General features: G+C 72.0%; 20 protein-coding genes. 13 read left to right on the top strand and 7 right to left on the bottom strand.

All coding sequences use genetic code 11. The annotated features are described in order from the left end of the window. Positions 1–76: 76 nt before the first annotated feature. The 5 genes from guaA to efp all read right to left on the bottom strand — a co-directional run bounded on the left by guaA (position 77) and on the right by efp (position 4,829). Entirely contained in the window at positions 77–1,663 is a 1,587-nt protein-coding gene (gene guaA / locus ACLII4_RS04935; RefSeq protein ID WP_412069783.1) for a glutamine-hydrolyzing GMP synthase, read from the bottom strand. 82 nt (positions 1,664–1,745) lie between these two features. Continuing rightward, on the bottom strand, positions 1,746–2,129 hold the full coding sequence (gcvH, locus tag ACLII4_RS04930; protein WP_412069782.1) for a glycine cleavage system protein GcvH: 384 nt from the start codon (positions 2,127–2,129) through the stop codon (positions 1,746–1,748). Positions 2,130–2,231: 102 nt separating this feature from the next. Next, positions 2,232–3,578, bottom strand: a complete 1,347-nt coding sequence (accC, locus tag ACLII4_RS04925; protein ID WP_412069781.1) for an acetyl-CoA carboxylase biotin carboxylase subunit — start codon at positions 3,576–3,578, stop codon at positions 2,232–2,234. 68 nt (positions 3,579–3,646) lie between these two features. Further along, on the bottom strand, positions 3,647–4,153 hold the full coding sequence (gene accB, locus ACLII4_RS04920) for an acetyl-CoA carboxylase biotin carboxyl carrier protein (protein WP_412069780.1): 507 nt from the start codon (positions 4,151–4,153) through the stop codon (positions 3,647–3,649). Positions 4,154–4,259: 106 nt separating this feature from the next. Further along, positions 4,260–4,829 carry an elongation factor P gene (gene efp / locus ACLII4_RS04915; RefSeq protein WP_412069779.1) on the bottom strand — a complete coding sequence of 190 codons (570 nt, stop codon included), beginning with the start codon at positions 4,827–4,829 and terminating at the stop codon, positions 4,260–4,262. Positions 4,830–5,061: 232 nt separating this feature from the next. Between efp and rpiB the strand changes: the two genes are divergently transcribed. The 13 genes from rpiB to ACLII4_RS04850 all read left to right on the top strand — a co-directional run bounded on the left by rpiB (position 5,062) and on the right by ACLII4_RS04850 (position 18,654). After that, positions 5,062–5,727, top strand: coding sequence for a ribose 5-phosphate isomerase B (rpiB, locus tag ACLII4_RS04910; RefSeq protein WP_412069778.1), 666 nt, complete (start codon positions 5,062–5,064; stop codon positions 5,725–5,727). Beyond that, entirely contained in the window at positions 5,724–6,377 is a 654-nt protein-coding gene (locus ACLII4_RS04905) for a hypothetical protein (protein ID WP_412069777.1), read from the top strand. Before rpiB ends, ACLII4_RS04905 begins: the two co-directional genes overlap by 4 nt. Before the next feature lie 442 nt (positions 6,378–6,819). Beyond that, the gene (locus tag ACLII4_RS04900) at positions 6,820–8,544 is read left to right on the top strand and encodes an amidohydrolase family protein (RefSeq protein WP_412069776.1); all 1,725 of its coding nucleotides are present in this window, start codon (positions 6,820–6,822) and stop codon (positions 8,542–8,544) included. A gap of 82 nt (positions 8,545–8,626) precedes the next feature. Next, entirely contained in the window at positions 8,627–9,994 is a 1,368-nt protein-coding gene (locus tag ACLII4_RS04895; protein ID WP_412069775.1) for an amidohydrolase family protein, read from the top strand. Between the two features lie 46 nt (positions 9,995–10,040). Beyond that, a complete protein-coding gene (locus ACLII4_RS04890) occupies positions 10,041–11,372 on the top strand; it encodes an amidohydrolase family protein (RefSeq protein WP_412069774.1) in 1,332 nt (443 codons plus the stop codon). Positions 11,373–11,666: 294 nt separating this feature from the next. Next, positions 11,667–12,329 (top strand): esterase/lipase family protein, encoded by a 663-nt coding sequence (locus ACLII4_RS04885; RefSeq protein ID WP_412069773.1) that lies wholly within the window; start codon positions 11,667–11,669, stop codon positions 12,327–12,329. 53 nt (positions 12,330–12,382) lie between these two features. Next, positions 12,383–13,474 carry a beta-ketoacyl-ACP synthase III gene (locus ACLII4_RS04880; RefSeq protein WP_412069772.1) on the top strand — a complete coding sequence of 364 codons (1,092 nt, stop codon included), beginning with the start codon at positions 12,383–12,385 and terminating at the stop codon, positions 13,472–13,474. A 69-nt stretch (positions 13,475–13,543) separates the two neighbouring features. After that, positions 13,544–14,017 carry a hypothetical protein gene (locus ACLII4_RS04875; protein ID WP_412069771.1) on the top strand — a complete coding sequence of 158 codons (474 nt, stop codon included), beginning with the start codon at positions 13,544–13,546 and terminating at the stop codon, positions 14,015–14,017. Positions 14,018–14,153: 136 nt separating this feature from the next. Then, a complete protein-coding gene (locus tag ACLII4_RS04870) occupies positions 14,154–14,462 on the top strand; it encodes a hypothetical protein (RefSeq protein WP_412069770.1) in 309 nt (102 codons plus the stop codon). Positions 14,463–14,519: 57 nt separating this feature from the next. Next, positions 14,520–15,341, top strand: coding sequence for a pyrroline-5-carboxylate reductase (gene proC / locus ACLII4_RS04865; RefSeq protein ID WP_412069769.1), 822 nt, complete (start codon positions 14,520–14,522; stop codon positions 15,339–15,341). Between the two features lie 130 nt (positions 15,342–15,471). Continuing rightward, a complete protein-coding gene (gene dnaN / locus ACLII4_RS04860) occupies positions 15,472–16,602 on the top strand; it encodes a DNA polymerase III subunit beta (protein ID WP_412069768.1) in 1,131 nt (376 codons plus the stop codon). Positions 16,603–16,846: 244 nt separating this feature from the next. Then, entirely contained in the window at positions 16,847–17,248 is a 402-nt protein-coding gene (locus ACLII4_RS04855; protein ID WP_412069767.1) for a DUF3224 domain-containing protein, read from the top strand. A 125-nt stretch (positions 17,249–17,373) separates the two neighbouring features. Further along, a complete protein-coding gene (locus ACLII4_RS04850) occupies positions 17,374–18,654 on the top strand; it encodes a serine hydrolase domain-containing protein (protein ID WP_412069766.1) in 1,281 nt (426 codons plus the stop codon). On the opposite strand, the gene ACLII4_RS04845 is transcribed toward ACLII4_RS04850, so the two are convergent. Both ACLII4_RS04845 and ACLII4_RS04840 read right to left on the bottom strand, forming a co-directional pair. Next, a complete protein-coding gene (locus tag ACLII4_RS04845; RefSeq protein WP_412069765.1) occupies positions 18,651–19,127 on the bottom strand; it encodes a YdeI/OmpD-associated family protein in 477 nt (158 codons plus the stop codon). The two genes, ACLII4_RS04850 and ACLII4_RS04845, sit on opposite strands and share 4 nt — an antisense overlap. Before the next feature lie 2 nt (positions 19,128–19,129). Continuing rightward, the gene (locus tag ACLII4_RS04840) at positions 19,130–20,521 is read right to left on the bottom strand and encodes a hypothetical protein (RefSeq protein ID WP_412069764.1); all 1,392 of its coding nucleotides are present in this window, start codon (positions 20,519–20,521) and stop codon (positions 19,130–19,132) included. Between the last annotated feature and the right edge of the window lie 288 nt (positions 20,522–20,809).

Below are 20,809 nucleotides of genomic sequence, written 5' to 3'. Positions count from 1 at the left end.
CCCAAACGAAGACGCCCCCTGCTCGGATGGAGCAGGGGGCGTCTTCGTTTGGGGCGCTCGCTCCGTCACCGCCCGCCTACTCCCACTCGATGGTAGCCGGCGGCTTCGACGACACGTCATAGGCCACGCGGTTGATGCCGCGCACCTCGTTGATGATGCGGTTCGACGCCCGACCGAGCACCTCGTACGGCAGGTGCGCCCAGTCCGCCGTCATCCCGTCGGTCGAGGTGACCGCGCGCAAGCAGACGGCCTGCTCGTAGGTCCGGAAGTCGCCCATCACGCCGACGCTGCGGACCGGAAGGAGCACGGCGAAGGCCTGCCACACGTCGTCATACGTGCCCGACGACTCCAGCTCTTCGAGCCAGATCGTGTCCGCTTTGCGGAGCAGGTCGCACGCCTCGCGCGTGACCGGCCCGAGCACGCGGACCGCCAGGCCGGGGCCGGGGAACGGGTGCCGCCGGATGATGGCGTCGGGCACGCCGAGCTCCTTCCCCACCTCGCGGACCTCGTCCTTGAACAGCTCGCGGAACGGCTCGACAAGCTCGAAGCCCAACTCCTCCGGCAGCCCGCCCACGTTATGGTGCGACTTGATGGTCGCCGACGGGCCCTTGAACGAGACGCTCTCGATCACGTCCGGGTACAACGTGCCCTGGCCCAGGAAGCGCGGCTTGCGGCCCAAGCGCTCCGTGACGGCCTTCGTCTCCTGCTCGAAGACCTCGATAAAGGTCCGCCCGATGATCTTGCGCTTTTCCTCGGGGTCGGCCACGCCCGCCAGCCGGTCTAGAAAGAGGTCGCTGGCGTCGACGGCGACCAAGTCGAGGTCGAAGCCGTCGGCGAACGTCTGCTGGACCTGCTCGAACTCGCCCGCCCGGAGCAGGCCATTGTCCACGAACACGCACGTCAGCTGACGGCCGATGGCCTTGTGCAAGAGGGCTGCCGCGACGGACGAGTCGACGCCGCCGGAGAGTCCCAGGATCACGTGGTCGTCGCCGACCTGCTCGCGGAGCTGGGCCACCTTGTCGTCGATAAACGAGTCCGTCGTCCAGTCGCCGCGCAGGCCGCACACATCGCGGACGAAGTTGCCCAGCATCGTCGCGCCGTCGGCCGTGTGGACCACCTCGGGGTGGAACTGGACGCCGTAGATGGGGCCGTGCCCCGAGTCCGACTCGGCGGCGACGGCCGCAATCGGCGCGTTGTCGGTCGCCGCGATCGCGCGGAAGCCGGCGGGCAGCTTGGTCAGGTGGTCGCCGTGGCTCATCCAGACGACGGAGCCCTCGGGGACGCCCTTAAAGAGCGGGTTCTCCTCGTGGGAGACCAGCGGCGACCGCCCGAACTCGCGGTGATCCGACGCCTCGACGCCGCCGCCGAGGGCGTGCGCCAGCGCCTGCAGGCCGTAGCAGATCCCGAGCACGGGCACCTTCTCGTCGGTGCCGGGCTTCGTCAGCGCCAGCAGCGCCGGGTCCAGCGCGGGGCCGTCGGCGTCGTAGACCGACATCGGGCCGCCGGACAGGATGAGCCCGCTGGGGTTCATCGCGGCGATCTCAGCGGCGGGCAGCGTGCACGCGTGGATCTCGCAGTAGACGCCCGCCTCGCGGACGCGCCGGGCGATCAGCTGGGTCGTCTGGCTCCCGAAATCGAGAATGACGACGGTTTCGTGAGTCATGGGGGGGAAGTAGGAAGGGGGAAGGGGAAAGGGGGCAGACGGTGAGAAGCCCCTTGCCTCATCCCTCCTGCCCCTTGCCCTCTCAGGCGCCGATCATCTCTTTGTACGCCTCGACCGAGAGCAGCCCGTCGATCGCCGAGGCGTCGGCGGGGCGGATCTTGGCCATCCAGCCGTCGCCGTACGGGTCGCTGTTGACCGTCTCCGGCGCGTCCTCCAGACCCTCGTTGATGGCCTCGATCGTACCGGCGATGGGCGCGAACAGCTCGGAGACCGTCTTGACGGCCTCGACGGTCCCGAAGGAGCCCTCCGCCTCGACCTCGGTGCCGACGCCCTCGATCTCGACGAACACGATGTCGCCCAGCTCGCCCTGCGCGTAGTCGGTGATGCCGATGACGGCCAAGCCGTCGTCGTCGAGGCGGACCCACTCGTGGTCCTTCGTGTAGCGGAGGTCAGACGGGAAATCCATGGGATCGGGGACTGAGGGACGGTGGGGACTAGAGGGACTGGGAGCACAGGGATGGGAGGCACGGCTTTCGCCCCAGTCCCCACCGTCCCTCGTCCCCGATCCCTACGCCGGAGGCGTGAGCTCGAAGCGCTCGAGGAACTTCGTGTCGAAGTCGCCCGCGACAAAGCGGGGGTCCTGGAGCAGCTGCTGGTGGAAGGGGACGGTCGTCTTGAGCCCCTCGATGATGAACTCGTCGAGGGCGCGGAGCATCTTGGCGATGGCCCGCTCGCGCGTCGTGTCGTGGACGATGAGCTTGGCGATCATCGAGTCGTACGTCGGTGGGACCGTGTAGCCGGCGTAGACGTGGGTGTCGCACCGGACACCGCGGCCCTTGGGGCTGTGGAACGCCGTGATGGTGCCGGGGCTCGGCGCAAAGTTGCGGAACGGGTCCTCGGCGTTGATCCGGCACTCGATGGCGTGGCCGACGAGGGGCTTGTCGCCCGTGTCGATTTTCTCGCCCGCCGCCACCCGGAGCTGCCACTCGATGAGGTCGGTGTTGGTGACCTCCTCCGTCACCGGGTGCTCGACCTGGATCCGGGTGTTCATCTCCATAAAGTAGAAGTCCCGGTTTTTGTCGACCAGGAACTCGACCGTGCCCGCGCCGCGGTAGTTGACCGCCGCCGCGCCCGCGATGGCCGCCTCGCCCATGCGGCGCCGCAGGTCGGCGTCCATGATCGGCGAGGGCGCCTCTTCGAGCAGCTTCTGGTGGCGGCGCTGGATGGAGCACTCGCGCTCGCCGAAGTGGACGACCGTGCCCTGCCCGTCACCGACGAGCTGGATCTCGATGTGGCGCGGCTCCTCGACAAACTTCTCGATGTAGAGCCGGTCGTCGCCGAAGCCGTTCATGGCTTCGGTGCCCGCCGCGACGAAGAGCTTCTCGAACTCAGCCTCGTTCGACGCCATCCGCATGCCCTTGCCGCCGCCACCCGCGGAGGCCTTGATCATCACCGGGAAGCCGGCCTCGCGCGCCGCCGCCAGCCCCTCGGCGACGCTCGCGACGGCACCGGCGGAGCCGGGCACGACCGGCACGCCCGCCGCCCGCATCGTGTCCTTGGCAACCGACTTGTCGCCCATCGACGAGATCGTCTCGGGCCGGGGCCCGATGAACGTCAGGTCGTGGTCCTGGCAGATCCGCGCGAACTCGGCGTTCTCAGCCAGGAACCCGTAGCCGGGGTGGATCGCGTCGGCGCCGGTCACCTCGGCTGCCGCGATGATCGACGGGATATGGAGGTAGCTCTTGGCGGACGGCGCCGGGCCGATGCAGACGGCCTCGTCGGCGAACTTGACCGCCAAGGTGTCGCGGTCGGCCGTGGAGTAGACGGCGACCGTGGCGATCCCCATCTCGCGGCAGGTCCGGATGATGCGGAGCGCGATCTCGCCGCGGTTGGCGATGAGGACTTTTTTGATCATAGCAGGCGTAGAGCGTGGGACGTAGAGCGTGGGGGCGGTCCGAAGGACTCCGCGCCACGGCCTACGATCTACTTCTCGATGACGAACAGCGGCTGGTCGTACTCGACGGGCTGGGCGTTGGCGACGAGCGCCTGCGTGATGGTCCCGGCCTCCTCGGCCTGGATCTCGTTCATCAGCTTCATCGCCTCGATGATGCACAGCGTCTGGCCCACCTCGACGCGGTCGCCGACCTTGATAAACGGGTCGGAGTCCGGCGAGGCCGCCGCGTAGAACGTGCCCACGATGGGCGCCAGCACGAGCGACTCGTTGGCGCCGGCGCCGGGCTCGGCGGGGGCCGCAGGGGCGGCCGGAGTGGGGGCGGCGGGCGCAGCGGGTGCGGCGGCAGGCGCGGCGGCGGGCGCCGCCATCATCATCTGGGGCGCGGCGGGAGCCGCCCCGACGCGCGCCTTGGCGCGGACGGTCAGCTTAAAATCGCCTTCCTCCACCTTCACTTCGTCCAGGCCGCTCTCAGCGACGAGTTCGAGGAGGCGTTGGATCTTGTCGAGGTCCATGTCCATGGGGACGGGGTCGGGCACGCGAGAGGGCCCCGAAGCTACGGACACCCCGAGCGCGAACGCGCGCTCCTTCGACGCTGTCGGCCGCGAGCCGGGCCGGACGCACAGCGCCGCCCGGCCGCCGCCGCTACGCCGCCGTGACGCGCGTGATGTAGCTCGACGCCTCCGTGTCCACGCGGATGATGTCGCCCTCGTTGATGAACAGCGGAACGTAGATCGTCGCGCCGGACTCCATCACGGCGGGCTTGGTGGCACCAGTCGCCGTGTCGCCCTTGAGCCCGGGGTCGGTCTGCGTCACCGCGAGGTCCACCTGGCGCGGCAGCTCGACCGTCAGCGGCTCCTCCGTCCCGGCGTCGACCAGGATGATCACCTTCGAGCCCTCCTTGATCAGGTCCTTCTTCTGCACCATGTCGGACCGGAGCGAGCGTTGCTCGTAGGTCTCGGTGTTCATAAAGTGGAGCCCGAGGTCGTCCTCGTAGAGGTACTGCATGTCGCGGCGCTCCACGCGCGCCGTCTCGACCTTCTCGCCGGCCCGGAACGTGTTGTCGACCACCTTGCCGTTGCGGACGTTCTTGAGCTTCGAGCGCACAAACGCGCCGCCCTTGCCGGGCTTGACGTGCTGGAACTCGATGATCTGCCAGAGGTCGTGCTTCCAGTTCAGGACGAGGCCGTTGCGGAAATCTTGCGTCGAAGCCATTCGGGGACGTGGATCGTGGAACGTGCGGAAGCTAGCCGGAGACCGGGGCCTCCCGGGCGAAACGTCGGTGAGGGATGGGCAAGGGGCAAGCGGCAAGGGAATTTCCAAGGCGCCTTGCGCGCAGACGCTCCGGTTGCCAGCCTCCTCTCCACCGCCGGTGCTCCCCACAGGCATTCTGCCCCTTTCCTCATCCCCCGTGCCCCTTTCCCTGCGAGCGTAGCGAGCTTCCCCCATGCCTCGTCTCGTCTCTGAACGAACCGTCCTCGACGCCCTCGCCGCGGGCCACGCCACGCTGGCGGTGCCCCAGGGCACGCTCATCACGGCGCTCGCGCGCGACACCGCCCGCGATCACGGGCTCGCGTTCGTCACCGACGCCGGCACGCCAGCGGCGACGCCGGCCGACCCGCCCCGCCAGCCGAGCGCGCCCGCCAAGACGCTGGCGGTCGCCTGCGACCACGCCGGGTTCGACCACAAGGACGCGCTCGTCGCCCACGCCCAGAGCCTGGGCTGGACCGTCACCGACCTCGGCACCAACTCCACCGACAGCGTCGACTACCCCGACTTCGCCTACGCCGTCGCCCGGCTCGTCCACCTCGGGCACGTCGCGCAGGGTCTGATGATCGACGGCGTCGGCGTCGGGTCGGCGATCGTGGCCAACAAGGTGCCGGGCGTCCGTGCGGCGCTGTGCCCGAGCACGTTCGCCGCCTTCAATGCCCGCGCGCACAACGACGCGAACGTGCTCACGCTGGGCAGCCGGACGATGGGCGTCGAGGTCTCGAAGCGGGTGCTTGCGGAGTTCCTCGCGACCGACTTCGAGGGCGGGCGCCACGCCCGCCGCGTCCAGAAGATCTTGGACGTGGAGGCCCGCTTCCTGCCCGGCGCTCGGGGCGCGGCGTGAGGCCCGACGCCCTCCCGGTCCGCGCGATCGGCTCGCGTGCCGTCGTGCCCGCCAAGGCGCTGGCGACCCTCTTCGGCGACCGCGCCACGCTCGGGCCGTCGGCGACGGTCGAGGTCGTCCGCCTCGGCCACGTCGTCGCCCGCATCCCGGTCGCGACGGGTGCCGCGCTCGCGCTCGTCTTGGACGCGACGGACGCGGATGCGCTCGGCGGGTCGGTCGTGCTGCGCGGGCCGGTCGGCGCCAGCGCCTCGGTGGAGCCCACGGCCGTCGGCTCGCGGCTCGTCTTGCCCGGCGGCCTGCGGCGCGCCTGGAACGTCCCGAACCGCGCCGCCGTCGCCTTGGGCCCGCTCGCGGCGATGGTGGCCGTCGCCGACGGGCCAGACCCTGCCGTCGAGATCGACCGCGCGCTGTGGCTGGCGGCGGGCCGCCCCGAGACCGCGCGGTGGCTCCCCGGCTTGGTCCTCGACACACTCGACGACGCCGCTGAGCCGGACCGGACCGGACCGCTCACCATCGACCGCCGCGTCATCACCGAGACCGACGTGCGGCAGGCCCGCTTGGGCCATCGCCAGATCCGCGTCGCTGAGGGCCAGATCGTCACGCCCGCCGCCGCGTCGCTGGCGCGGGAGACTGGCGTCTTCGCCCAATAGCGCGCTGCTGGCGCGAGCCCCGATCGCTCGCGGAATCCAGGCCTACCACGTCCCCCCCCCCTCTGGAGAGGCCCGGTGAGGGGCAAGGCGGGCTCAAGCCCCGTCATTCGTCATCCTGAGCGACGTCGAAGGGTCTCTGGTGCGACGTGGCCTCGGCTCTACGGTGCGAGCGATGGCCGACGCGCCGTACTCGCCGGAGATCCTCGGCTCCGCCCCCGCCTTGGCTGTGCCGTCGCTCTGCGGTCGCGGGGGCAGGCGCGCTTCTTGGCTCCGCGTTCGGGTCCGGGCTGCGCCCCCCCGCTCAGGGCGGCAGGGCCGAGAGGGTGGGGCGAGGTCTACGGGCAACGCCAGCCCACCTGCTGGCATCAGCGCCCTCAGGATTCAATGAGGCCTCACGCCGCTCCCACTCCCCGTTACCTTCACGCATCCCCGCCCCGACCTGATGACCGTTCGCGCCTGTCTCGCCGCCGTCGCGGCCCTCGCCCTCGCCGCCCCCGCCCTCGCACAGGGCATCAGCGCCGACACCCCGCTGCGGCCCGTGACGCGCGCCGCCGCCATCACAAACGCCCGCGTGGTCGTCGCGCCGGGCCGCGTGCTCGACCGCGCGACCGTCGTCGTCCGCGACGGCCGGATCGTCGCCGTCGGCCGCGACGCCGCCGTGCCGTTCGACGCCGAGGTCGTCGAGGGCGACTCGCTGACCGTCTACGCCGGGTTCGTCGACGCCTTCGGGTACGCGGGCGTCCCCAAGCCCGAGGACCCCGAGGACTACACCGGCGACCGCGGCGACCCGCCGCGCGACCGCGCCGGCATCACGCCCGACCGCGACGTCCGCGCCACCTTCGACGCGGGCGACTCCCGCATCAAGGCGCTGCGCGAGGCCGGGTTCACCGCCGCCCACGTCGCCCCGCGCGACGGCCTGTTCGCCGGGCAGGGCGCCGTCGTGCTGATGCGCGAGGCCCAGCGCCGCGAGCCCGCCGAGGCCCTCGTGCTCACCGACGCGATGAGCTTCGTCGCCCAGATCGACCCCGCCTCGGGCGTTTACCCGGGCACCCCGATGGGCGTGCTCTCCGTGATGCGCGAGACCGTCGAGAACGCGCGCCGCCGCCGCGCCGGGCGGACCGCCTACGACCAGGCCGCCGAGGGCGCCGCCCGCCCCCGCTTCGACCCCGTGCTCGACGCCGTCGGCACCCTCCTCGACGGCGACCGCCAGTTCGTGTTCGTGATCGACGGCTGGCTCGAGGGCTTCCGCGCGCTCCGCGCGAGCGACGAGATGGGGCTGGCGCCGATCCTGGCCGGGCTCGGCGACGCCGCCCCGCTGATCGAGCGGCTCTCCGCCGACGACGTCGCCGTCTTCGCCCCGCTCGCGCTCGCCGACTCCGTCGAGGTCGACAGCACGGCCGCCGCCCGCGAGCTGCCCTCGACCACGCCCGGCGCCGTCTCCTTCCTGAGCAACCGCCGGATCGTCTCGTACCAGGACGCCGAGGCCGAGAACGCGGCGCTCTCCGACCAGCGCCGCGTCGCGATCGCGCGGACCGAGCGGAGCCCCGCGCTGATGGCCGAGGCGGGCATCCCGTTCGCCTTCGGCACCTTCGAGGTCAAGCCCGCCGACGTGCACACGTCCCTCGTCCGGTTCGTCCGCGCCGGGCTCGCGCCCGACGACGCGCTCGCGGCCCTTACCACGACGCCCGCCGAACTCCTCGGCCTGGGGCGCGAACTAGGCACGGTCGAGGTCGGCAAGCTGGCGAACCTCGTCCTGACCGACGGCCCGCTCTTTACCGACTCCGTCGCCGTGCGCCACGTCTTCGTGGAGGGCATCGGCTACGAGATCGACGCGAGCGGGCCGGAGGGCGCCGACCCCGACGCCGTCGTCGACGTGGTCGGGACGTGGGACTTCGAGGTCTCGACGCCCGGCGGCACGCAGTCCGGCACGTTCACCATCACCGGCTCCGGCGACGACTTGTCGGGCTCGATCACGAGCGACGGCGACACGAATCCGTTCGCGTCGGTCGAGGTCGAGGGCAACGCCCTGACGATGGTCTCCAACGACCCCGACATGGGCACCATCACCATCTCCGGCATCGTCACCGACGACGAGTTCGAGGGGACCGCCGAGGTCGCCGGCTTCGGCTCGCTCCCCTTCACGGCCACCAAGCGCCCGGGCGGGTGAGGCGTGATGGGTAACGAGTGATGAGTGAGGCGGGGGCGCCCTGCCCTCCGACTGAGATCCGACAACCGACCACCGACGACTGATGACCCGATTCCTCCTCCTGGCCCTCGCGCTCGTCGCGGGCGCGGCGTCTGCCCAGACCCCGGCCGACCTCCCGCCCGCCTCCGAGCGCGGCTCCGTGCTCCTCCGCGGCGGCACCGTCCACCCGGTCTCCGGCCCGGCGATGCCGAACACCGACGTGCTCGTCGTCGACGGGCGCATCGCCCGCATCGGCACCGGCCTCGACGCCCCACGCGGCACGGCCGTGATCGACGTGACCGGCCGCCACGTCACGCCCGGCATCATCGACGCGCACAGCCACATCGCGCTGTCGTCGGTGAACGAGGCGAGCAACCCGATCGTCGCCGAGGTCCAGATGCGCGACGCTGTCGACCCGTCGGACATCGGGATCTACCGGGCGCTGGCGGGCGGCGTGACGAGCATCCACGTGATGCACGGCTCGGCGAACCCGGTCGGCGGCGAAAACGAGACGTTGAAGCTCCGCTGGGGCACCGCCGACCCCGACGGGCTCCTCTTCGAGGGCGCCCCGCGCACCATCAAGTTCGCGCTCGGCGAGAACCCGACGCGCGTCCACGGCCGGGGCCGGGGCATCCGCCCGAGCACGCGGATGGGCATCGAGCAGGTCTACCGCGAGGCGTTCACCGAAGCGCGCGCCTACCGCGCCCGCCAGCAGGCCGCCGCCGCCGCGCGCCACCCCCTCCCGCCCATCGACCGGCGGATGGAGACGCTGGCGGACATCTTGGACGGCGACGTCCTCGTCCACTGCCACAGCTACCGCGCCGACGAGATCCTGATGCTGATGGACGTCTTCCGCGACTTCGGCATCGAGCGGCTGACGTTCCAGCACGCGAACGAGGCCTTCAAGGTGGCGCCCGAGCTGGCGGCGTTTGGCGCCGGCGCGAGCGTGTTCTCGGACTGGGCCAACTACAAGATGGAGGTGGCCTACTCGTCGGCGTACAACGCCACGATCCTGACCCAGAACGGCGTCCGCACGTCGGTCAACTCCGACGACGCCGGGCTCCTGCGCTACCTCTACCACGAGGCCGCCAAGACCCAGCGCTACGGCGGGCTCAGCGACCAGGAGGCGCTTGCGCTCGTCACGCTCAACCCCGCGTGGCAGCTCGGCATCGACGACCGCGTCGGCTCAATCGAGGTCGGGAAGGACGGCGACCTCGCCGTGTTCACGGCCTCCCCGATGTCGGTCTACGCCCGCGTCGACTACACCTTCGTCGACGGCGTCGCCCGGTTCGACCGGATGCGCGACGGCGACGACCAGCGCTTGTACGTCGACCCCGAGGAGGAGATCACCGCGCTCCCCACGCAGTCCGACGCCCACTCGGCCTCCTGCATGCTCGGCACCGACCTCACTGCCCTCGTCTACGGCGAGTAGCCCCACCCCGGCCGCTCCCCTTCTGCCCGACGCTTCCGCACGACCCATGCGCCTCGCTCTCTTCGCCCTCGCCGCCCTGCTGGCGATCCCCGCCAGCGCCCAGGGCGCGCAGTACCGCGCCACCGGCGGCACGTTCGCGCTCACCGACTGCCGCATCGAGACCATCACACGCGGCACGATCGAGCGCGGGACCGTCGTGATCGAAGACGGCCGGATCGCCGCCGTCGGCGACGCCGCCGTGCCGGCTGGCGCCCGGACCGTCTCGTGCGACGGCGGGACCGTCTACCCCGGCTTTATCGACGCCGGCACCCGGATCGGCCTGTCCGAGATCGGGTCGGTCTCCGAGACCCAGGACTTCAACGAGCTCGGCAACGTGGTGCCCCAGATGAAGGCGCTCACGGCCATCAACCCGTCGAGCGTCCACCTCCCGCTGACGCGCGTCGCGGGCGTCACGACGGCGCTCGCGGTCCCCCGGGGCGGCCTGTTCCCCGGCACGGCCGCGCTCGTCGACTTGCACGGCTACACGCCGGACCAGCTGGCGACCGGGTTCGAGGGCGTCGTCCTCAACTTCCCGATGTCGGGCCGCCGGGGCCGTTTCGACCGCCGCGACCAGGAGGCCATCGACAAGGCCGCCAAGGAGGCGCTGGAGGCGCTGGACGAGACCTGGGAGCAGGCCATGCTCTACGCCCGCATCGACTCGGCGCGGACGGCGGGGAGGGGCGGCGAGATGCCGTACCAGCCCGAGATGGCCGCGCTCTTGCCCGTCGTCCGCGGCCAGCAGATGCTGCTCGTCGAGGCCAACACGGCCGCCGACATCGTGGCCGCTCTCAACTGGCTCGACGGCAAGAACCTCAACGCCGTGCTGACGGGCGCCGCCGAGGGCTGGCGCGTGGCCGACAAGATCGCCGAGGCCGGCCTGTCGGTCGTCACCGGGCCGGTCACCGGGATGCCGACGCGCGCCAGCGACCGCTACGACCGGACGTACCAGAACGCCGCGCTGATGGCGCAGGCGGGCATCGCCGTCGCGCTCCGTACCGACGACGGGATGCAGAACTACCGCAACCTGCCCTTCCACGCCGGCTTCGCGGTCGCCTACGGCCAGGAGCTCGGCTTCGACCGGGCGGCCGCGCTGGAGGCGATCACGATCGTCCCCGCGCGGATCTTCGGCGTCGACGGCCACCTCGGCTCCATCGAGGTCGGCAAGGCGGGCACGCTCTTCGTCGCCGACGGCGACCCCTTCGAGCCGGCGACCCAGGTCACGGCCGTGTTCATCGACGGTCTGATGATCCCGCTCGTCTCGCGCCAGACCGAGCTCTACGACGAGTACCTCCGCCGGAGCCCCGGCCTGGTCGACGTGCGGCCGCCGGGCGGCGAGTAGCGCAGGAGCGCAAGCGCATCCTGCGGCATCTGCACTGCTTGCGCTCGTGAGAGACTGTTTGGGAGAGCCAACCCCTCAAATGTGAGTCATCCCCGCGCAGGCGGGGATCCATGGGGCGGCGCTTGAATGGCACCCCTCTGGCCCCTCACCCTGGCTACGCCGACCTATCGGTTGTCCCTCTCCCGGTGGAAGAGCGGACGCTTTAGGGGGCTCGTGCCATTCCCCGAACCGTCCCTCAGTGCTTGCGCTCAGCGGCTCTCGGACCCACCCGTGCCGCCGCGCCGTTGAGGGGGCGTGCCCGACCCCGTCCTCCTGATCCACGGCCTCGGCCGGACCGGCCTGTCGATGCTCCCGATGGCCCGGGCGCTCCGCCGCGCCGGGTTCTCGCCCGAGGTCGTCGACTACCCCTCGCGCCAGCACTCGGTCGACGAGCTGGTCGCCCGTGTGGTCACGCCCCAGGTGGAGGGGCGCCGCGCGGGCGAGCGCGTCCACTTCGTGACGCACTCGCTCGGTGGCGTGCTCGTCCGTGCGTATGCCGCCGCGCGAGCCGATGAGGGGCGCCCGCTCGACGGCTCGCGCGCGGTGATGCTGGCGCCGCCGCACGCCGGATCTGAGGTGGCCGACAAGCTGGGCCACCGGCGCCCGTTCCGGCTCGCGCTCGGACCGACGCTGAACGAGCTGGGCACCGGGGACGCCGGGCCGTCGCGCTTGGGGCCCGTCCGTGGCATCGAGGCGGGCGTCATCGCCGGGACCCGATCGCTCGTCCCCTTCGGGCGCTGGTTCGGCGGCCCCCACGACGGGCTTGTGTCGGTCGCCAGCGCGCACGCGCCGGACGGGATCGCCGACCGCGCCGTGGTCTCCAAGACGCACGCGCTGATGATGATGTCGCCAGCGGTGATCGCGCTCACGATCCGGTTTCTCCAGACCGGCTCCTTTGCCAGCCCGGGCGCCTCCTGAAACCGCTCCGGCTGGCGGGCCGTTTGCGGGGACTGACTCCCACGCCAGCCAACATGAAGTACGCGTCCCTCGTCGGATGGGGCCATTATGCCCCCGAGAACGTCGTCACCAACGACGACCTCGCCAAGTTCGTCGACACCTCCGACGAGTGGATCCGCTCCCGGTCCGGCATCGAGCGCCGTCACTTTGTGAGCCCCGACCAAGCCACCTCGGACCTCAGCATTGAGGCCGGCCGCCGCGCCCTCGACCGCGCAGGCGTCGACCCCGAGGCCGTGGACTTGGTCATCGTGGCCACCTCCAGCCCGGACTACCTCACGCCGCCCGTGTCGAGCCAGATCCAGCACGCGCTCGGCTGCACGAACGCCGGCGCCTTCACGATGATGGTCGGCTGCACCGGGTTCGTCTACGGGCTCGTCACCGCCGACCAGTTTATCCGGACGGGCGCCTACGAGACCATCCTGGTCATCGGCGCCGAGGTGATCTCGAAGAACCTCGACTTCGAGGACCGGACGACGTGCGTGCTCTTCGGCGACGGCGCGGGCGCCGTCGTGCTCCAGGCGTCGGACGAGCCGTGCGGGGTCCAGGCCTTCGAGCTCGGCAGCGACGGCTCCCAGGCGGAGGCGCTCATCGCGCCGTGCCCCGGCACGCGCAACCCGGTCTCCCAGGAGGCCATCGACAACCGCACGCACTACCTCCGGATGGACGGCCGGGCGGTCTTCAAGTTCGCCACGCGGACGATGGCCGAGTCGATCCAGCGCGTGATGGCCAAGGCCGACGCCGAGGTCGCCGACGTGGACCTGTTCATCCCGCACCAGGCGAATGCCCGCATCATCGAGTACGCCGCCAAGACGCTCGGCCTGCCGCCGGAGAAGGTGGTGATGAACGTGGCCGACTACGGCAACACGTCCGCGGCGACCATCCCGATCGCGCTCTCGGAGACGCTCGACGCCGGCCGCGCCAAGCCCGGCGACACGCTCGCGCTGGTCGGGTTCGGCGCCGGCCTCACCTGGGCCGCGTGCCTGTTCGACCTGGGCCCGCTCGCGCTCGCGCCGGCCGACGCCGAGGCCGACCGCGAGCACTCCGGCGACGGCACGCCCGACTCGGTCATCGACGACCGCGGCGTGGTCTCGGGCCTGATCGCGTAGCGGACCCGGATGTGACCTGACGGCCGTGCGATGCGGCACCAGGCTGTCCCCACCACGCCCGCCCTCCTCATGCGCGTCGTACTCGCCCTCGTCGCCGTTGTCGCCGTCTCCGGCTGCTCACTCACCGAGAGCAACGCCCCACTCCCGTTCCGCTCGCTGGCGTCGGCATCGACCGGCCAACCTATCGGCCCCGTCTCCGTCGTCCACACGGAGGCCGCGGCCGACGCGCTCCGGGAGCGGATCGGACTGGCCGACCCCATCGAGGCCGACTTTGGCCGGGAGACGGTCCTCGCGATCAGCACCTTCGGCGCCTGCCCTGCCACGAACTACCGGCTCACCGTTCTGGACGTCGAGGGCGACGGCGGCCGAGCCCTCGTGTCGGCCAGGGTCGAGCGCGTCGGGGACGCCGGCGGCGGTGCGCTGACCTACCCCGTCAGCGTCATCGCCGTGGAGGGCCTGGAGGTCGTCTCGATCGGCGGCGCGGCGGAGGCCGACATCGCCCTCCGCCTGTCCGGCGACCAGCAGGACTGCGCCCTCCGCTAGCGCTCGAACCGTGCACGGCCCGTCGCCCGGCCGTGTCCACCGGGCCGGACGCCCGGCCCCGCGAAGGCGCCCTCGCGCGCCCGCAGAGCCGATGGCCCGGTCTCTGCGTGTTCCCCCACGTCCCACCACGACTCCTATGCGCCTTCTCGCCCTCGCCACCCTCTCGCTCGGCCTGCTCGCGGGCTGCTCCTCGACGACCTACGACCGCTCCGGCCGGTCGTACCCCGCCTCCGCCCGCGTCGGCGGCAGCGGGAGCCAGGCCCGCTACGTCGTCTGCCACAAGGGCAAGGACACCAAGACGCTGCCCCAGAGCGCCGTCCGCGGCCACCTGGACCACGGCGACCGCTTCGGCGCCTGCCGCAGCGACCGGCGGGACGACCGTCGGGACGACCGGCGCGGCAACGGGAACGGCAGGGGCAATGGGCGCGGCAACGGGCGCAACTAGCGCGCGACGCCCCGGTCGGGACGGGTGATCTTGCGGACCGTCCCCGCCCCGTCCCTCATGCTCCGCGACCACTCCCTCGCCGTCCTCGGCACCGGCAACATCGGCCGCGCCCTCGTGGGCGGCCTGCTGCGCGGCGGCGACCTCGCCGCCGACCGCATCACCGTCACCCGGCGGAGCGCCGAGGGGCTGGCGGCGCTCCGCGAGCAGTTCCCCGGCGTCACCGCGACGGACGACAACCCGGCGGCCGTGCGGGGCGCGAGCCTGGTCATCGTGTCCGTCAAGCCGCAGAACGCGGCGGCGTTGTTTGCCGAGGTCCGCGCGCACATCGCGCCGGGCACGCTCGTGCTGTCGACGCTGGCGGGCGTCACGACCGACGCGCTGGCGACGGCGCTCGGCGACGCGCTCCCGATCGTCCGGGCGATGCCCAACACACCCGCGCTCGTCGACGAGGGCGCGACGGCGATCGCGCCCGGCGCGCACGCGAGCCCGGCGCACGTGGCGCTCGCGCGCGAGGTGTTCCTGGCCGTCGGCCACGTGGTCGAGGAGGTTCCGGAGCACCTGATGGACGCCGTGACAGGCCTGTCGGGCAGCGGCCCGGCGTACGTGTTCATGGTGATCGAGGCGCTGACCGACGCGGGCGTCAAGCAGGGCCTGCCGCGCGCCGTCTCGCGGCGGCTCTCGATGCAGACAGTCTTGGGCGCGGCGCGGCTCGCCATCGAGACCGGCGAGCATCCGGCGATTCTGCGCGACCAGGTGACGACGCCGGGCGGGACGACCATCACGGCCGTCGCCGAGCTCGAAAAGCAGGGGCTCCGGTCGATGTTCATCGACACCGTCGCCATGGCGACCGAGCGGAGCCGCCAGCTCGGCGAGGGCTAGCTGGCGGGGCCCACGCCCCCGTTTTCATGCCCCGGCGCGGACCAGATCCCGCCCTCGGGCGTGTATGTTGACTTGCTAAACGCACGGGCCCGCCGATACCCCCGGTCTCTGCCCCGAACCCACCCTCGACATGAAGTTTACCGCCTCCAGCGCCGACCTCCTCCGGGCGCTCTCGACCGTCAACGGCGCCGTCCCCTCCAAGAGCACGCTCCCCATCCTGGAGTGCGTCCTGTTCGAGCGCGTCGACGACCGCCTCAAGATCGCCGCGACCGACCTCGAGATCTCGATCGTCCAGAAGCTGGCCGTCCAGTTCGAGCAGAACGGGACCGACGCCAAGCAGCGCATCGCCGTCCCGGCGCGCCGCCTGCTCGACACCCTCCGCGCGCTCCCCGACCTCTCGGTCACGGTCACGACCGACGCCGAGTTCAACGTCGAGCTGACGACGGACCAGGGGCGGTACAAGATGGTCGGCTACGACGGCGGCGACTACCCCGCGCTCCCCTCGCTCGACGGCGCCCAGACGATCTCGGCCGACAGCGCCCTCGTCAAGCACGCCATCGACAAGACGGGCTTCGCCGCGTCGAAGGACGCTCTCCGCCCGGCCATGATGGGCGTGCTGTTCCAGGTCCGCCCCGACAACGCGACGATCGTCGCGACCGACGGCCACCGCCTCGTCAAGCTGGTCGCCGAGGGCATCACGGCCAAGGAGCCCGTCGACGTGATCGTGCCCGCGCGCGCGCTGGCGCTCGCGGCCAAGGCGGCCGGTGAGGGCGCCTGCTCGATTCGCATCGCGAGCGGCTACGTCGGGTTCGACTTTGGCGACACCCAGGTCGTCGGGCGGCTCATCGAGGAGCAGTACCCGAACTACGAGGCCGTCATCCCGGTCGAGAACGAGAAGCGCCTGACCGTCGGCCGCGACGCCATGCTGGCGGCCGTCCGCCGCGTGGCCCTGTACTCGTCGTCGATGACGCACCAGATCCGGCTCGCGCTGGAGTCCGACGCGCTGACCGTCTCGGCCGAGGACATCGAGCGGGCGTCCGAAGCCAAGGAGCGCGTGCTCTGCGACTACGACGCCGAGCCGATGGAGATCGGGTTCAACTCGCAGTACCTCCAGGAGGTGCTCTCCAACATCGACGGCGAGGACGTGGCCTTCGAGTTCTCGTCGCCCAACCGCGCCGGCGTCGTCTCGCCCGCCGAGGGCGCCGACGGCGAGGAGCTCCTGATGCTCATCATGCCGGTGATGCTCAACACGTACGCGTGAGCGGGTGAGGAGTGATAGGTGATGAGCCCGTCGTCCAGCGCCGCAAGCTGAGACGCCCCGGTCGATTTGTCGGCCGGGGCGTTTTTTGTCACCCGGCTTGCGCGAGGTCTTCGGCTCGCAAGCGGCTGTTTCCCCCGTCGGAGCGCCCTTGGAGCGCAGCGACCTGCCGAAACGGGGGGGGGAGTGTCACCGTCGCGCAAGCGGCCACGGCGGCTAGCTTGCGCGGGCCCACTCCGCCACGCCCGTGATCGCCACCGCCACCTTCGACGTCACCGCCTGGGAGCCCGCCGGCGCCGACACGCCCGAGGCCGGGCCCGCGCTGTCGCGCGTCCGCATCGAGAAGGCCTTCGAGGGCGACGTGACGGGCACGAGCACCGGCGAGGGCTTGTTCTGCGGGGCGGGCGATCCGGCGGCCGGGGCCGGCTACGTCGTCAGTGAACGGATCACCGGCGCCATCGGCGAGCGCGAGGGCAGCTTCGTCATCCAGCATGGCGGGCTGATGGGGCCGGGGCTGGCGCCCCACACCTTCGGCCACGTCGTGCCCGGCTCCGGCACGGGCGACCTGGCGGGGCTCGCGGGCACCGTCGAGATCGGGCAGACCGACGACGGCACGCACACGATGACGTTGGCCCTCGACGACGCCTGACAGGCCCCGCACAGCGACAGCGTCCCCGGGACGGCCGCCCCACGGTCGGCGTCGGGTTCCGGACCGAAATCGAGGACGGGCCCCATCGACGTAGGTACTATACGAATCGTACTAACACGACACAGATGCTCCGTCTCGCCCCGCTCCTCGCCCTCCTCGCGGTGTCCGCCTCCGCCCAGACCGCCATGGAGCTCGGCCAAGCCGGCCGGTACGCCGAAGCGGCCGCGCTCGCGGAGCAGACGCTCGCCGACGCCGACGCCGGCAGCGACCGCGCGTGCGAGGCCCTCGTGCACGCCTCGCTTTCCCGGACCTTCGACGGCGAGGCCGACCGCGCCCGGCCACACCTGGCCCGGTTCGACGCCGAGTGCGCCGATGCGGGGCCCGAGTGGGGCGCTCGTGCCATCGACCGCGTCCGCGAGGCCATCGAGCGGGACCCGTTCGTCGCGCCCCCGATGTCGACGCGCCCGCCCGCCTCAGCCGCCGGCGACGAGTGGCCGGTCGCGGACGACCCCGTCGCGCTCGGGCTCGACGCCGACGCCCTGGCCGACCACGCCGACGTGTGCGCTCGGAGTGGGGCCGCCGCGTGCGTGGTCGTCTGGCGCGGGCAGATCGTGCAGGAGCTCTACGCGCCGTCGTACGCCGAGCCCATCGAAGCGATGTCGAGCACCAAGTCCGTGGCCGGGCTGCTGGCGGGGATGCTCATCGGCGAGGGCGCGCTGACGGCCGACGACCCCGTCGCGGCGTACGTCCCCGAGTGGACCGCTGGGGCCGAGGCCGGCGTCACCGTCCGCCACCTGCTGACGATGACCTCGGGGCTCCAGAGCTCCCACACCGACCGCCCCCGGACGAGCGTCGTGGGCGGCGTCTCCGACAAGGACTCACTCGTAGCCACTCTCCCGCTCGTGGACCCGCCCGGGACCGCGTGGGCGTACTCGAACGAGGGGACGTATTTGCTCTCGCCCGTCCTCCAGCGCGCGGCGGGCGAGCCGCTCGAGGCCTACGCCGCCCGCGAGCTGTTCGAGCCGCTCGGGATGGAGAACACGCGCCTGCACGTCTACCCCGACGGCCAGGCCTGGACGCACTCGACCATGTGGACGACGCCGCGCGACCTCGCCCGGATCGGACAGTTGATGCTCGACGGCGGTCGGTGGAACGGCGAGGCCGTGGTGCCCGCCGACTGGGTGGCCGAATCGGTTCGCCCGTCCCAGACCATCAACCCGGCGTACGGCCTGCTGTGGTGGCTCGACGCGCCCGAGGGGTTCGCGGCGCGCGGCTACCTCGACACCAACCTGTACGTGCTCCCCGAGCGCGACCTCGTCGTGGTCCGGATGCAGGCCCAGCCCACGCCGGGTGCGCGCCGCTACGAGCAGGCCGCGTTCGAGGTCTTCCGCCGACTCGCGGACTAGCTCGCGCGGTCGCCGTAGAGCGTGTGCGTCCGGATCTTCTCGCACAGCTCCAAGGCCCGCCGCTCGCGCGTGGCGGGCCGCTTGGCCTGGTCGACGTGGACGCCGAGGGATCGCCGGCGGCCGGGCGTGAACGTGGCAAAGCGGGCCGCCGCCTCCGCGTCCATCGACAGCGCCGCCGCCAGCTCGGCCGGGAGGTGGACGGCGTCGGGGTCGGCCGCGGCGGACAGCTCCACGATCGCCGTGTCGCCGTAGCCCAGCCTCGCTTGCGCGAGCATCGTCTTTCCGAAGTGCAGCCGGGGCGTCCCATCGCCGCGGCCGTGGACGGCGCGGCGGAACGGCACGTCGCACAGCGTCCCGACGACGATGCGGGCCTCGCCGAGCGCGGCGTCGACCTCGGCGGGGAGCGGGACGTAGTGCATCCGGAAGCCCCGCTCGGTGCGGAGCACGGGCGCGGCGAAGGCGTGGTCGGCCATGGCTAGGTCGCGTCCAAGAGGGCCTTGTGGAGCCGCTTGGCATCCGCTTCGCTGGCGCACTCCACCAGCCAGTTGTGCGCGCGCTGGCGGCGGATCCAGACGGTGTCCTCGTGCCGGACCACGCTCGTAATCGTCGAGAGCGAGGCGGTCTGGCGGCGCCGGGGGTCGTCCAGGATCAGCCGCGTCGCGTCGACGAGGACGGCGCCGGCGCCCGTCCACGTCACGGGCGCCTCCGCCAGCCGCTCGGCGAGTTGATTCTGCGAGGCGGTCCCGTACCAGCGGACGCCCCGGCGGCGCTCCTCGACGTCGAGCACGCGCCGCCAGCGGGCACCTTTCGCCACGAACCGGCCACTCGGCGCGGGCTTGGGGGCGCCAAAGAGCAGGCGGTGGAGGACGGCGTAGAACGCCTCGTTGCGGTCGCCGGGGTCGAGGTAGACGTAGCGGTCGACCTTTGTGCGAACGACGGTGCCGTTGCGGAAGCGCAGGATCTGAGCGAGTGTCGACAGCCGGATCTCGCGGGGCGCCTGGGCGCCCGCGCGCAGCAGGATCCGTCGGTCGGTCAGGATTACGTCGCCGACGGCCTGGCGCCCTTTGAACACGCGGTCGGGGACTGTCTTTCCCGACGTCCGGCCCGACTGCAGCGCTTTCGGCCCGATCGCCGTCCGTAGCGCGGGCCCGTCGACGCCGCTCCATCGGACCGGCGCGGCGATGCGAGCCGTCTCGCCAGCGGGCAGTGCCACCGGCGCCTCGACCTCGGGGAGCTGGCCGCGCCGCGTGTGATACCGGACGCGGGCCTGCTCTAGCATGGCCTCGAACCCCGCCGGCGGCTGCAAGCTGAGCGCTTGGCGGACGCGCTCGATCTCGGCGTCTTCGTCGGGCGACAGTTCGCCGTCGCACAGCGCCGCCGCGACGACCTTCAGCAGGCGCTCCCTAGCCAGGATGTCGTACGCCCCCTCGGCCACACGCGCGTCGAGGCCGAGCAGGTGCTGAAGCTTGAACAGCAGCAGCCGCTCGTCGACCGAGAGGCAGTCGTCGGCGATGGCTTGCGAGACGGCGACGCCGAAGGCTCGTTCGTGGGCCGGGCGGAGGTCGGCAGCCGACAGCGCGAGCGTCCGCGCGAGGTGGCCCAGCAACTGGCGGTCCGTCCCCGCGAGGTCCCCGTCGCGGAGGCGATGGTCGAGGACGGCTTGGTAGAGGCCTCGCCGCTCGTCGGCGAAGGCCTGCGACAGGTCGACGCCGTGGCGCTCCGAGATGCGAACCCGGTCGCTCGGCCCGAACTCGACGAGCGACTCGGCCGCCGCGACGACGTTGTGGAGCTCGACGTAGGCGTTCCACTCGGGCGCCTTGCCGAAGCGGGCCGGAGGGTCGGGGGTCAAGAGGTCGAGCGGGTCCACGCGGGCGAGGGGGAGCGATGGGCGACGGGCCGAAAGGTGCCACCGACGGAGGGGACGGCGCCAGCGGGAAGGCGGGCGAGAGGTTGACGCCAGCGGACGGGCTGGCGCCAGCGGACCAGCGTGGGCCTCCACCCGAACCTCCCCTCCCGGACGGGAGGGGTCGGGGGAGGGCGACCGGCCAGCGCCAACGGACCAGCTTGCGCCAGCAGGAGGAACTCCTCACCCTGTCCCTCTCCCGAGGGGAGAGGGGCCGACCGCGAGCCGAGAACCGCTGGCGACCGGGAACCC

Origin of the sequence: Rubrivirga aquatilis (assembly GCF_046845665.1) — a bacterium.
GTDB lineage: Bacteria > Bacteroidota > Rhodothermia > Rhodothermales > Rubricoccaceae > Rubrivirga.
Note: the sequence above shows the minus strand (reverse complement) of the source record. Positions and strands in the feature narration are given on the sequence as shown.